Raw genomic sequence first — 12,664 nt, 5'->3', positions numbered from 1 at the left:
CCGCCGGAGCGGGCCCTTGCGCGATCAGACCGATTCGGTGAGTTCCGACCGCTGGCGCGGGACGCCGGCCGCCGCGCGCTGGCCCGAGGTGAGCAGCGCCGCGACCGGACCCGGCTCGCGCAGCCGGTTGAGCCGGTCGCGCATGCCCTTGCGCATGCGGCTGGCCTTGCGCTTCTGCATCGTCTTCTGGCTGGCCGCGATGTGCTCCTTGGACGGCTTCTGTGCCCCGGTGAGCTCGTAGCCCATCGACTCCAGCCGGTCGCCGAGGATGTGCTCGCAGATCGAGATCTCCCAGTCGTCCAGCCGGTTGGCCCAGCTGCCGACGCGGCTGCGGGTGACCTCGCCATGGGTGTTGCGGTGCCAGACCTTGTGCTGCGGCACCGCCACGCTGGCCGCCTCGCGCGGCGAGACCATCGACGGCGAGTAGTCCTCGTCGAGGAAGTGGCAGAGCTTCTTCAGCTCGGTCTCCGGGTCGTCGGTGAGGTCCTCGTAACGCAGCTCGTAGTACGTGTCCTCGGGCAGCGTCCGGCGCAGCTTGCCGCCCGCGTCGATCGCCTCGGCCCAGGTGGAGACGGCGTGGAAGGAGTCGAGCGTGTACCAGGGCATCTCCTTCAGCGAGGCCACGCAGTCGCGGCCGTCCCTGATGAGGTGGATGAACTGGGCGTCGGGGAAGAGCCGCAGCAGCATGTCGACCTGCTTGACGTAGCTCGGCCGCTTGTCGCCCCAGCGGGCCTTGTCGAACCGGTCGGCGTACATGCGGAAGGCCGTGCCGAAGACCGAGCCGAGCGAGCCCGGGCCGTCCACAACCTGCTCGATGAACTCGTCCTTGTCGAGCTTGAGCTCGCGGAACTTGGTGCTGCGGTCGGTCGCGATCCACTGCGCCAGCGCGCGGCGACGCTGCGCCTGGCGCATGTCGCCCCAGGTCCGGCGCCGGTAATAAACGGGAACGAGGAAGCGCGTCTCCGGTGGCACCGCCAAGCGGGGGTGCGAATGGAGCATGAGCTGGAGCATCGTGGTGCCGGACCGCGGGCATCCGATGACGAAGACTGGTCGGTCTGACATGTCGTACTAACCCCCGAAAACTTAGACGAGAACGTGCTCTCGGCTTTCCTGGACGGAGCCCACGGCGTGCCTGCGCGTGAAGAGCCACATTCGATAGACAAGGAAGACCTCGTTGGCCAGCAGCAGAATCCCCGCCCCCGCGGCGAGCGGGATCAGCGCCCACGCCCCCGCGAGGGGCGCGACCACGAACACCGCCGCGTGGAACTCGATGCCGCTGACCAGGTGCGAGCGGACCCGGTGGCGGGCCAGGAACCGGTTGAGGCGCCGGAACAGCTTGAAGAACCAGCGCGGACGCGGCAGCCGGCCGTGGTGCGGCATGCCGTCCAGCGGCTCGGGCTCCAGCGGGTCGGGCCCCAGCGGATCGGCCGGGTGCTCCGCACGCGCCTCCGCGGCGGAGCCCTCCGGCTCCAGCCCCTGCTCCTCCCTGACCGCGTCGCGCACGCGCTTCATCTGCGGCGCGTTGACGTAGCGGAACAGGTCGAGGACGGCCACCGCCGCCCCCAGCACGATGAAACTCACATCGCCGGTCAGCGCGTACTGCCCGTAGGCCAGGCCGCCGGCGCACAGCACCACTCTGATCCGGTCGCCCACATAGTCGAGCCACAGTCCGAACGGCGTCCCCGTGCCCTTGAGCCGGGCGATTTTGCCGTCCACACAATCGATCATGAAGCTGAGATAGAAGAGGAAGGCGCCCGCCATGAGCTGGTTCATCGCGAGGAACGCCGCGGAGACGGCTCCGAGGACCAGCGAGAGCACGGTGAGCGCGTTGGGCGTCAGCCGGGTGCGGTTGGCGACGGGAAGGGCGACCCGGCAGGCGACCGGATCCACGAAATACACGGTCCACCAAGAGTCTCTCCGCTTGCGTGTCTCGTAGACGTCATCGAGCGAATAGGTCCTCATGGAGTCCAGCATGACCACGCAGGGCAGCTGCGTGGTCACTCTCTGGAACTACTAGAGGATGTCCATGCCTGTTCTTGACCGTCCCGGCACGGACAGCTGCCACGTCGACGCGCTGTCGCCGTCCCTGCACCACCCCTTGAACACCAGGCCGCGCAGCTCCGCGCGCACCCCGAGCCGCCACGTCCCGTCCCCCAGCCGGCCGGCGTCGACGACCGCCTCGAACCCGTGCGTGCCCTTGCGCGTGGCCTCCAGCTGGACGCGGCGCTGACCGTCGGTCAACCACAGGTTGACCTTGGCGACCCGGCGGTCGACGCGATGGAACGACACGTGGACGCGCAGGCGGTACCCGGACGGTGTCCGCTCGCACCCCTCCACCGCCGCGACCAGCTTGACCTCGTCGCGGGCGTCGTACACCTCGTCGGGGATGCGCAGGCGCCGGTTGCGGAAGAAGGGGTAGTCGCCGTACCAGCCGGTGGTGCGCCGGCCGCGCGGCACCACGCGCGTCAGGTCGTTCCTGCCGCGGCGGAACTCGCGGACCCTGCGCAGCTCGGCGAGCAGCCCCCGCCGCATCAGGTGCAGCTCCAGGCGGCGCAGCGACGGGGCCGCGGCCAGCACCTGGGGGTTCAGCTCGGCCAGCCACGCGCGGGCGAGGTCGAGCAGCGGCCCCGGCTCGGCACGCTGCTCCACGCAGCCCTCCAGCGCCTGGAACAGGAAGAGGGTGTCCTTCTCCAGCACGAGCGCGTCGAAGCCGTCGAGCAGATCCGGCGCCCGCTCGTCGAGGAACGCCCGCACCGACCGGATGGCCGCCAGCCGCTCGCCGAGGTTGGACAGCTCCTTGCGGCGCTGGGTGATCGAGGCACCGTCCTCGTCGCGCCTGCGCCAGTGGTAGACCACGTCGCCCACCATGTCGACGCTCGTGGCCAGGACGTGGGCCTGCATGGCGACGGGCACGTCCTCGTAGATGCCCGACGGGAACGACAGGCCGTGACGGTCCCAGAAGTCACGCCGGTAGACCTTGTTCCACACGGTGCGGTCCCTGATCAGCACCTGCTTGTCGGTGATGTGGGTGCACAGCTTGGGCCGCCTGAACACCTTCTCGTGCAGGATCGACTCCTCCAGCTCGCCGTCCACGAGCCGCCTGACCGCGCCGCACGCCAGGTCGGAGCCGGTCTCGGCGAGGCTGGCGAGCAGCACCTCGTACGCGCTGGGCGGCACGACGTCGTCGCCGTCGGCGAAGGCCAGGTAGGCGCCGCGGGCCTGCCGCAGCCCGTGGTTGCGAGCCGGCCCGGGGCCCAGGTTGCGCTGGCCGACGAGGACGAACCTGGAGTCGCGCGCGGCGAAGTCCTCGGCCAGGCGCCGGCTGCCGTCCACCGAGCCGTCGTCGATGAGGATCACCTCGATGTCCTCGACGGTCTGCGCGGCCAGCGACTTCAGGCACTCGGTGAGATACGCCTCCACGTTGTAGAACGGGACGACGACGCTGAGCAGGGGGATCATGCCGAATTCGCTCCTTGGCTCTGTGTGGCTGAGGGCAGCATGCCGCGACGTACGCCGAAATTCCGTCCCCGATGGCTGTCCCTGATGAGCTCTTTACTCTCCGAGGATCCACTACGTTGGGTGACTGGTCGAGCACGAAGAGTAGGAGGGCACAGGTGCTGAGAGAGGTCCGCGACGATGACCTGGCTGTTATGCGCCGCTGGCGCAACCACCCCCGCGTCCGCGCCGCCAGCTTCACCACCCACGAGATCGGCGAGGACGAGCACGCCCGCTGGTGGAAGGCCACCCGCGCCGACGCGAGCACGCACGTGCTGATGTACCACCACGAGGGCTCCGCCGCGGGGGTGGTGAGCTTCCACGACGTGACGCCCGAGAGCGCCCGCTGGGGCTACTACCTCGACCTCGACGGCCTCGAACGCGCGACGATGCTGCTGCCCGCCTGGGTCGGCCTCGAACGGGCGGCCATCGCCCACGCCTTCGGGACGCTCGGGGTGTCCGAACTGCGCGGCGAGGTGCTGGCCGACAACGAGCCGGTCAGGCGGATGCACCGCCGGTTCGGGTTCGTCGAGGTCGGCGCGTACGAACGGCAGGTCGACGGCGTGCCGCGCGACGTCGTCGCCATCGAGCTGCGGAAGGAAGACGCATGATCACCATCGCGGGGCGGCCGATCGGGCCCGGTCATCCGCCGTACGTCGTGGCCGAGCTGTCCGGCAACCACAACGGCAGCCTCGACCGCGCGCTGGCCATCGTCGACGCGGTCGCCGACGCCGGCGCGCACGCGCTGAAGCTGCAGACGTACACGCCCGACACGCTGACCATCGACTGCGACGCCCCGGCCTTCCGGGTCGGCGACGGGCACGAACTGTGGGGCGGCGAGACCCTCTACCAGCTCTACCAGCGCGCCCACACGCCGTGGGAGTGGCACGAGCCGATCTTCGAGCGGGCGCGCGAGCGGGGGCTGGCCGCCTTCTCCGCGCCGTTCGACCCGACGGCGGTCGAGCTGCTGGAGAAGCTCGGCGTGCCGGCGTACAAGATCGCTTCTTCGGAGATCGTCGACCTGCCGCTGATCCGGCTCACGGCCGGCACGGGCAAGCCGTTGATCATCTCCACCGGCATGGCGACGGCCGGTGAGGTCGAGGCCGCGGTGTCCGCGGCGCGCGAGGCCGGGTGCACCCAGCTCGCCGTGCTGTCATGCACGGCGTCCTACCCGGCGGCGCCGTCCGAGAGCAACCTGCGCTCGCTGCCGCTGCTGGGCGCACTCACCGGCGAGGTCACCGGTCTGTCCGACCACACGCCGGGGCTCGGGGCGGCGCTGGCGGCGGTCGCGCTGGGCGCCTGCCTGATCGAGAAGCACGTCACCCTGTCGCGGGCCGACGGCGGGGTCGACGCGGCCTTCTCGCTGGAGCCCGCCGAGCTGGCGGCGCTCGTCGTGGAGAGCGAGCGGGCCTGGCAGTCGCTGGGCGAGGCGGTGATCGGGCCGCGCCCGTCGGAGCGCGAGGGGCTGCGCTTCCGCAGGTCGCTGCACGTCGTACGCGACGTGCTTGCGGGCGAGGAGGTGACGCCGGGCAACGTCCGCTCGATCCGCCCCGCCGGGGGCCTGCCGCCCGACGCCGCGATCGAGGTGATGGGCCGCCGCTTCACCCGCGACGTCCCCTTCGGCGCCCCCCTGACCTGGGACCTGATCTAGCGGATGGTCGGAGCCGCCTGGCCGGAGCGGCCTCAGGGCGACCGAGACAGATAGAGGCACGGGGCCCTGCTGAGAACTACCTGCTGAGAACTAGCGGTGCCGCGGGAGGCGCAGTACGAAGCGAGCGCCACGGTCGCTGTCTTCGATCCGCAGCGTTCCGCCGTGGGCCTCGGCGATCTGGCGTGCGATCGCCAGGCCCAATCCGGTGCCTCCAGCATCCTTGTCGCGGGCTGCGTCGAGGCGAGCAAATCGCTGGAACACCAGCTCGCGTTTGTCCGGCGCGATGCCCTGCCCGTCGTCGGTCACTTCGAGCACTGCGACGCCGTGGGGGAAACGATCACGGTCGCAGCTCTCCTCGTGGGAGACAGCGATCTTGATCTCTTCTTCCGCGTGCCTCTCGGCATTGGCGAGCAGGTTGGTGAGCAGGCGGCACAGATGAAGTCGGTCACCCAGGACAACCACGTCTGGTTCGGAATCGCAGATGAGCTTCTTGGTTGCGTGGCGATGCATCACGCACTCCGCATCCGCCATTTCGGCGAGGTCGACCGGGGCCTTCACGCAAAAGGTGTCACCGTCCAGTTTGGCAATGAGCAGGAGGTCGCAGACGATCTCTTCAAGCCGGTCCAGGCTGCACAGGACGGCGTTCCCAGCCCTGGTCATGGTGTCCGGCACCGCCAACATCGCGTCCTCCATCTCGGCACGCATTGCCGTGATGGGGTTGCGTAGGTCGTGGGATATATCCGAGATGCACCGACGCTGGTGCTCCATCGCCCCCTGCAGGCGGGTCAGGGTTTCGTTGATGGTGCTGGCGAGATCGTGGATCTCGTCGCTGCCGGCGGGGACGGGTACCCGGCCCTGGGGACAAGTCGCGTTGATCTCGTCGAGTTCCCTGAGGATCGCTGCCACCGGTCGCAAGGACACGGTGGCAATCCGGCGGCCGAGGAAAGTGACGGCGGCGGCCAGCACGGCAGCGGAACCGCCGACCACGGCGACCAGCCAAGGTGTCACCCACCAAGGAATCCTCGGCGAGGCAACGTAGACCGTCCAGTCTTCACCCGTCCGATGTGCCACCTGCCCGACCACTATGTGACAGCTGCCGGCCCCGAAGACTCCATCGCACACGGTGGTCGTCAGGTTGTGCTTCTGACTCGGGACGAATCTGGCCATGCGCGGCTTGTCGCGCAACACCGCGGTGGAAGCGACGACCAGCCCTCGTCGGTCGACAACCTGGACCTCCAGGGCTTCGGCGTCCCGAAACTCCAACTGCTCCTCGTGCTGCACCGTCGCGACCACGCGCGCACTCGCGTTGCGGATACGTGCGGTGAGCGCATCGGTGCTGAGGCGATGGATGACCAGCATGATGACGGCAGCCAGCAGCGCCGACAGCACGACGGCCATCGCGCCGGCGAACAGCGTGATGCGCATGGCGAGCGAGATTCTACGAATGACGATCATGCTGCGTACCCCCACGAGTCTCAAGGTGCGATGCCCAGGTGATGGCGTGGCCGGGCTGGGGGACGGCATGCGGATGCGTGTCGCACAGGAGTCGAGGCCCTGAGGCCTGTCGCTGGTTAGGTGAGCCTTGACGTGCGATCCGGCACTCTGGCCGGCATGGATCTGGACGAGGCCGTCCCGGTGCAGCCAGACAACCAGATGACCGCAAGTGCGAGCCGTCTCTATCTGAGACGGATCAGCGGGATTCCACCGTGATGCCGTACGTACTGATCCTCCGGTACACGGTCGCTCGGGATATGCCGAGCAGGTCAGCCGCCGCGGCCCTGTCGCCCCGGGTCTCCAGAAGCGCGCCTACGATCGCGTCGCGTTCGATCGTCTCCCATCGGCTGAGCACATGGCCTGCCCTGCCATAACACGGCTCCGGTAGGTCCTCAGGCTGGATCTGCCCGACCCGCCGCCGGTTCAGCGCGTGGCGAAGCACTTGAGCGAGTTCGGCGACGTTCCCCGGCCAGCTCGAACACTGGAGCACCCGCATGGCAGCCGGGCCGCATGAGACGTATCGAGCCAGAGGGAAGGTGCTCAGCAGAGCAGGCACCAACCACTGCACGTCCTCAATACGGTGGCGTAGCGGCGGCACCGTGAGCGTCAGCGGAAGTCGGCTGAGGAACTCGTCAGGAAGCTCCGCACCGACGTCGGTGGTGACGACCACCCAGACCCGGTCTGTGTCCTTGGCGAACGCGTCCAGCCGGTCGAGCACCGCAGCACGTGCGGAGTCAGTGAACAGCTCCACGTGACGGAATACTGCGGTGCCTCCAGAGAGGCCTCGGTCGGCGCGGCACCGAGCGGCCACGTCGTCGGTGGGCTCGATCACGGTGAACGCCTTTTCCGGCGCGTACCGGTAATGGACGGCGCGGGCAAGCGCCAGTTTGCCCGTTCCCGGCTCGCCCTCGAGAAGGACGTTGCTGAACGCCTGGCGGTGCATCGCCAACTCGGCGCAGACATCGGCGAACAAGGGTGAGGTACCCGCCAGCTTCAGATCGGCGGGCCTGATCCGCGATCGGGGACGCGTCCTGGACGTATCCATGACGGACAGTCTGACCACGGCGCTGTGCTCGTCCACTGGGTGGCAGCGAATCGTGACCGGTTCACCACCGGACAGCACGACATCAGTCGCGCGCTCCTTGCCTGCGCGCAACAACTCGGTTACCGCGTCGCGCACGATCGAGTGGTCGGACGGTCGCATGAACGAGGTGGCCCGCTGATTCGCGATGACAAGATCGTCCGCGACAGCCACGATCGCCTGACCGTGGTAACGCTCGGCAGTCCTGAACTCCTCGAGGAGCGTCCGCTGGCGCCTGGAGCCGAGTTCCATGAGCCGCACCTCGATGTCCGTGGCAGCACCGCAGACCACGGCGGACATCAGCGGGCCGTCACCAGGGGACCAGCACGTGATGTCCACAAGTCCCACCAGCCTGCCGCTTCTTCGATCCCTGATGGGAGCGGCGGCACACGACATCTCGTGCAACGGCGCGGTGAAGTGCTCACTTCCGTCCACGAAAGTGAGGCAGCGCGTCGCACGCGCGGTCCCGATGCCGTTGGTGCCGACATGCTCCTCGGCGTAGCTGAACCCTGGAAGCAGCCGAAGATGGTCGAGCGTTCGCTGGAGGGAACCGTAGGGCACTCGGCGATCGAGCACCCGAGCCCGGGCGTCGGTGAGGATCACGCTCACCGGAGCATCTGACAGTGTCTGCTCCAGCTGGTCCAGCACCGGCTTCGCGGCGCGCTCAAGGCTGCCTTCGGCGTCGATGTCGTCGAAGTAGGGCGGGTCGAGGTCGTCACAGCTGACTCCGGACCAGCGAGAACGGAGCCAGGACTGCACGATTCCATGACGCACCGGCACCACGGGCACGGCCCCGGTTTCCAGAAAGTACGTGCGTGCCCGCGCGATACACGCAGCCGCTCCTGCGCTGTTGGCCATCTCGCAACCTCCCTACGGGCTAGTTAGCGATATGGCACATACAGGATCCAGCCTACGCCGCCCCCCTGGTCCGCCTCAGTCAGCGCCGTCAGGCTTGATGCCGCCGTCCCGTCCCAGGCCGCATGACACTAGTGGCGCCGCTCGACGAGGGTGAGCAGGGCGTCGGCGACGCGTTCGCGGCCGTGGCCGTCGACCAGGCCGCGGGCGCGGCTGCCGAGGGCGGCGCGGGCGGTGGGGTCCGACAGCAGGTGGGCCAGCGTGGCGACGGCGGTGGTGTCGGGGGCCGGGCCGAGGCCGGCCGCGACCCCTCGGTCGACCAGTTCCTCGTAGCCGAGCAGCTGGTTGTCGGCCACCCAGCTCAGCGCCGTGGGCACGCCGAGGTGCAGCAGCTCCCACACGGACGAGCCGGCCGCGGTGACCACGAGATCGGCCCCCGCCATCAGCCGCGGCAGCCGGTCGGTGGGCCGGATCACCGTGATCGACCCGCCCCCCTCGAACGGCTCGGGGCTGACGACCGTGCCGCGGAACGGCCGCCCGGTCGCGCGCAGCGCCTCGGCCCAGGCCGGGACCACGCCGGCGCTGTCGGTGCCGCCGAAGAAGCACAGCACCCGTGGCACGCCGCCGTCCCGGGGCACACCACCGTCCCGTGGCACGCCCACGTCCCGTGGCGCCCGGGCGAGCGTGCGGACGCTGTCGCGCAGCAGCACGTAGCGGGCGCCCGCCAGCCAGTCGCGGGGCGGCGTGCGGCGCTCGGCGCCGAGGTTCTGGTCGAGATAGAGGTCGGCCTCCTGGCCCAGCGGATCGCCGTCGACGATCGCGAGCACCGCGAGACCCTGCTCCCTGAGCGTCGCCCCGGTGTGGCGCGGCAACGCGTACGAGTCGAGCACCACCGCGGCGAGGCGCAGCTCGCGGGCCAGCCCGGCGAGCCGCGACGGCTCGGCGGGCGCCGGCACCAACGGCAGCCCGCGCCGGCTCAGCTGCGCGGCGGCCCACGCCGAACCCCGGATCTCGCCGAGGAACACCACCTCGACGCCGCGGGCGCGCAGCTCCTCGGCCAGCGCCACGCAGCGCACCAGGTGGCCGACGCCGGCACGCACCCCGGCGTCGCACCGGAACCCGGCCCGCAGCACGGGCATCACGCCTCCTGCAAAGCCTTCTGCCGGACGTGGGCGTTGAGCCCGGACACCTCGGGCCGCTCGCGCAACCAGCCCACCAGAGTGCGGGCGGGGACGCAACGGTCGCCGAACGCGTCGGCCACCGCCTCGATGAGCCGCCAGTCGTCCTCGGTGTCGAGCGTGACCCGCAGGTCGTCGGCGACCGGCTGGTGGGCGAGGCCCAGCAGCCGCGCCTCGCCAGGATGCGCGTAGATGTGCGAGGTCACGTGGGTGCGGTGGAACGCGGTCGCCTCCTCGTCGGCCCGCAGCAGCGCGGCCCGGCCGGCGATCTCGACGTCGAGCCCGCGCGGCAGCGTACGGGCCAGGCTCGTGCTCAGGTAGTCGAGCCCGGGGACGGCGCGGTAGACCAGCGCCGCCTCCCTGATCAGGGCGGGGTCGAGCAGCGGGCAGTCGGCCGTGAACCGCATCATGGCGTCCCACCGCCTGCCCTCGAGCGCCTGCATGAACCTGGTGAGGACGTCGTCGACCGGCCCGCGGTGCCAGGTGACCCCGAGCCGCCGGCACTCGTCGACCACCGCGTCGTCGGCCGCCTCGGTGGTGGTGGCCACGAGCAGGTCGTCGAGCACGCCGGACTCCCGGGCGGCGCGGACCACCCAGCCCAGCACCGAACGGCCCCGCAGCTCGCGCAGCACCTTGCCCGGCAGCCTGGACGAACCCATACGGGCCTGAATGATTCCGACGATGCGCACCCGAAGCCCCAATCCCCCAGTGTGACCGAACGTGCACAACCGATCGCGCTATGCTACCGGCTGCTCGGACGACAACAGCGCGCATTTCTGCGCGATCTCAGGGGGCCACGTGAGCATTCTCAGTGGATCGTCGGTTCTGGTCACCGGGGGGACGGGGTCCTTCGGGAAAGCGTTCATCCGCCACGCGCTCGACTCCCTCGGGGTCCGGCGCCTGGTCGTCTTCTCCCGCGACGAGCTGAAACAGTACGAGACCCGCCAGCTGTTCGGCGACGACGAGCGGCTGCGCTGGTTCATCGGCGACGTGCGCGACCGCGACCGGCTGACCCGGGCCATGCACGGCGTCGACCACGTCGTCCACGCGGCGGCGCTCAAGCAGGTCGACACCGCCGAGTACAATCCGTTCGAGTACGTCCGCACCAACGTCGCCGGGTCGCAGAACGTCGTCGAGGCGGCCATCGACTGCGGCGTCCGCAAGGTGGTCGCGCTCTCCACCGACAAGGCCTCAAGCCCCATCAACCTGTACGGCGCCACGAAACTGGTCGCCGACAAGCTGTTCGTGTCGGCCAACCACTACGCCGCCGCCCACGAGACCCGCTTCGCCGTCGTCCGCTACGGCAACGTCGTCGGCAGCCGGGGCTCGGTGGTGCCGCTCTTCCAGCGGCTGGCCGAGCAGGGCGACAGCCTGCCGATCACCGACAAGCGCATGACCCGATTCTGGATCACCCTCGACCAGGCCGTCACGTTCGTGGTCGACTCGTTCGAGCTGATGCGGGGCGGCGAGCTGTACGTCCCGCGCATTCCCAGCATGCGCATCACCGACCTGGCCGAGGCCATCGCGCCGCACAGCCCGGTCTACGAGATCGGCGTACGGCCCGGCGAGAAGCTGCACGAGGAGATGATCGGCCCCGACGACGGCCGCAGGACGCTGCGGCTGGCCGACCGCTACGTCGTCCAGCCGACGATCGCCACCTGGGGATACGTGCCGCCCGACACCGGAGAGCTGCTGCCCGAGGGCTTCTGCTACCGGTCCGACACCAACGACCAGTGGCTCTCGGTCGACGACCTGCGCGCCATGGTGGCCGGCTGATGCTCCCCTACGGACGGCAGTCGGTCGACGAGTCCGACATCGAGGCGGTGACCGGAGTGCTGCGCGGCGACTGGCTGACGACCGGGCCGGCGGTGGCGGCTTTCGAGGCGGAGCTGGGGCGCTGGACGGGCGGCGTCCCGTGCGTGTCGGTCACCTCGGGCACCGCGGCGCTGCACGTCGCCTACGCGGCGGCCGGGGTGCGGGCGGGCGACGAGGTGGTGACGACGCCGCTGACGTTCGTGGCGACGGCGGCGACCGCGGCGCTGCTGGGCGCGAAGGTGGTCTTCGCCGACGTGCAGCCCGACACCGGCAACCTCGACCCCGATGCCGTCGCGGCGCTGGTCACACCGCGGACGCGGGTGATCACCGCGGTCGACTACGCGGGCCATCCCGCCGACCACGACGAGCTGCGCGAGGTCGCCGGCCGGGCCGGGGCGCTGCTGGTCGACGACGCGGCCCACGCGATCGGGTCGTCCTACAAGGACCGTCCCGTCGGGTGCCTCGCCGACCTGACGACGTTCTCGTTCTTCCCGACCAAGACCGTGACGACCGCCGAGGGCGGGGCCGTCGCGGTGGCCGACCCCGAGCGGCTGCGGCGCGCGGCCCGCCTGCGCAACCACGGCCTGGTGCGCGACTCCGCCGAGCAGCGTTTCCCCGACGAGGGGGGCTGGCACCAGGAGGTGCACGAGTTCGGGCTCAACTACCGGCTGCCCGACGTGCTGTGCGCGCTCGGCATCAGCCAGCTGCGCCGGCTCGACCGCTTCCGCGCGCGCCGCGCCGAGCTGGTCGCGCGCTACGACGCGCTGCTGCGCGACGTGCCCGGCCTGACGCTGCCCTCCCGGCGCGCCTACGTGCGGCCGAGCTGGCACCTTTATCCCGTACGCGTGCGTGACGGGCGGCGGCGCGAGGTCTACGAGCGCATGCGCGCCGCCGGCATCGGGGTGCAGGTCAACTACCTGCCGGCGTACTGGCACCCGGTGTTCGCGGACCTCGGCTACCGCCGCGGCCTGTGCCCGCGGGCCGAGGCGTACTACGGCGAGCAGCTGTCGCTGCCGCTGTTCCCCGGGCTGTCCGACGCCGAGCAGGATCGCGTCGTCGAGACGCTGGCGGGCATCCTGCGCTGACCGCCGTCCC

General features: G+C 70.3%; 11 protein-coding genes. 4 read left to right on the top strand and 7 right to left on the bottom strand.

Features of this window, described 5'->3' with window-relative positions:
- Positions 1-24 precede the first annotated feature (24 nt).
- The 3 genes from BLR04_RS25640 to BLR04_RS25630 form a co-directional block, all read right to left on the bottom strand.
- On the bottom strand, positions 25-1,062 hold the full coding sequence (locus BLR04_RS25640; protein ID WP_090769865.1) for a sulfotransferase family protein: 1,038 nt from the start codon (positions 1,060-1,062) through the stop codon (positions 25-27).
- A 21-nt stretch (positions 1,063-1,083) separates the two neighbouring features.
- Positions 1,084-1,890 carry a CDP-alcohol phosphatidyltransferase family protein gene (locus BLR04_RS25635; RefSeq protein WP_245740495.1) on the bottom strand — a complete coding sequence of 269 codons (807 nt, stop codon included), beginning with the start codon at positions 1,888-1,890 and terminating at the stop codon, positions 1,084-1,086.
- Positions 1,891-2,013: 123 nt separating this feature from the next.
- Positions 2,014-3,459 (bottom strand): glycosyltransferase family 2 protein, encoded by a 1,446-nt coding sequence (locus tag BLR04_RS25630; RefSeq protein ID WP_090769863.1) that lies wholly within the window; start codon positions 3,457-3,459, stop codon positions 2,014-2,016.
- A gap of 155 nt (positions 3,460-3,614) precedes the next feature.
- On the opposite strand from BLR04_RS25630, the gene BLR04_RS25625 reads away from it, so the two are divergent.
- Entirely contained in the window at positions 3,615-4,106 is a 492-nt protein-coding gene (locus tag BLR04_RS25625; RefSeq protein WP_218129152.1) for a GNAT family N-acetyltransferase, read from the top strand.
- Positions 4,103-5,146, top strand: a complete 1,044-nt coding sequence (gene pseI / locus BLR04_RS25620; protein WP_090769860.1) for a pseudaminic acid synthase — start codon at positions 4,103-4,105, stop codon at positions 5,144-5,146. The genes BLR04_RS25625 and pseI overlap by 4 nt, the downstream gene beginning before the upstream one ends.
- Before the next feature lie 90 nt (positions 5,147-5,236).
- On the opposite strand, the gene BLR04_RS25615 is transcribed toward pseI, so the two are convergent.
- The 4 genes from BLR04_RS25615 to BLR04_RS25600 all read right to left on the bottom strand — a co-directional run bounded on the left by BLR04_RS25615 (position 5,237) and on the right by BLR04_RS25600 (position 10,443).
- A complete protein-coding gene (locus tag BLR04_RS25615; protein WP_176903275.1) occupies positions 5,237-6,601 on the bottom strand; it encodes a sensor histidine kinase in 1,365 nt (454 codons plus the stop codon).
- Positions 6,602-6,836: 235 nt separating this feature from the next.
- Complete coding sequence (locus tag BLR04_RS25610) at positions 6,837-8,579, bottom strand: sigma-54-dependent Fis family transcriptional regulator (protein ID WP_090769856.1); 1,743 nt, start codon at positions 8,577-8,579, stop codon at positions 6,837-6,839.
- A gap of 128 nt (positions 8,580-8,707) precedes the next feature.
- Positions 8,708-9,715: a PseG/SpsG family protein gene (locus tag BLR04_RS25605; protein WP_090769854.1), complete on the bottom strand. Its 1,008-nt coding sequence runs from the start codon at positions 9,713-9,715 to the stop codon at positions 8,708-8,710.
- On the bottom strand, positions 9,715-10,443 hold the full coding sequence (locus BLR04_RS25600) for a cytidylyltransferase domain-containing protein (protein ID WP_090769852.1): 729 nt from the start codon (positions 10,441-10,443) through the stop codon (positions 9,715-9,717). Before BLR04_RS25600 ends, BLR04_RS25605 begins: the two co-directional genes overlap by 1 nt.
- A 109-nt stretch (positions 10,444-10,552) precedes the next feature.
- Here BLR04_RS25600 and pseB point away from each other — a divergent pair, with 109 nt between their 5' ends.
- Positions 10,553-11,530 (top strand): UDP-N-acetylglucosamine 4,6-dehydratase (inverting), encoded by a 978-nt coding sequence (pseB, locus tag BLR04_RS25595; protein ID WP_090769851.1) that lies wholly within the window; start codon positions 10,553-10,555, stop codon positions 11,528-11,530.
- Positions 11,530-12,654 (top strand): aminotransferase class V-fold PLP-dependent enzyme, encoded by a 1,125-nt coding sequence (locus BLR04_RS25590; protein ID WP_090769849.1) that lies wholly within the window; start codon positions 11,530-11,532, stop codon positions 12,652-12,654. The genes pseB and BLR04_RS25590 overlap by 1 nt, the downstream gene beginning before the upstream one ends.
- The last annotated feature ends 10 nt before the right edge of the window (positions 12,655-12,664 follow it).

Source organism: Nonomuraea maritima, from assembly GCF_900100395.1.
Classification (GTDB): domain Bacteria; phylum Actinomycetota; class Actinomycetes; order Streptosporangiales; family Streptosporangiaceae; genus Nonomuraea; species Nonomuraea maritima.
Note: the sequence above shows the minus strand (reverse complement) of the source record. Positions and strands in the feature narration are given on the sequence as shown.

What these genes read in the sequence shown, in the direction of transcription:
- BLR04_RS25640 (WP_090769865.1), bottom strand. Translation starts at nt 1,062, where the DNA reads ATGTCAGACCGACCAGTCTTCGTCATCGGATGCCCGCGGTCCGGCACC.
- BLR04_RS25630 (WP_090769863.1), bottom strand. Translation starts at nt 3,459, where the DNA reads ATGATCCCCCTGCTCAGCGTCGTCGTCCCGTTCTACAACGTGGAGGCG.
- pseI (WP_090769860.1), top strand. Translation starts at nt 4,103, where the DNA reads ATGATCACCATCGCGGGGCGGCCGATCGGGCCCGGTCATCCGCCGTAC.
- BLR04_RS25615 (WP_176903275.1), bottom strand. Translation starts at nt 6,601, where the DNA reads ATGATCGTCATTCGTAGAATCTCGCTCGCCATGCGCATCACGCTGTTC.
- BLR04_RS25610 (WP_090769856.1), bottom strand. Translation starts at nt 8,579, where the DNA reads ATGGCCAACAGCGCAGGAGCGGCTGCGTGTATCGCGCGGGCACGCACG.
- BLR04_RS25605 (WP_090769854.1), bottom strand. Translation starts at nt 9,715, where the DNA reads ATGCCCGTGCTGCGGGCCGGGTTCCGGTGCGACGCCGGGGTGCGTGCC.
- BLR04_RS25590 (WP_090769849.1), top strand. Translation starts at nt 11,530, where the DNA reads ATGCTCCCCTACGGACGGCAGTCGGTCGACGAGTCCGACATCGAGGCG.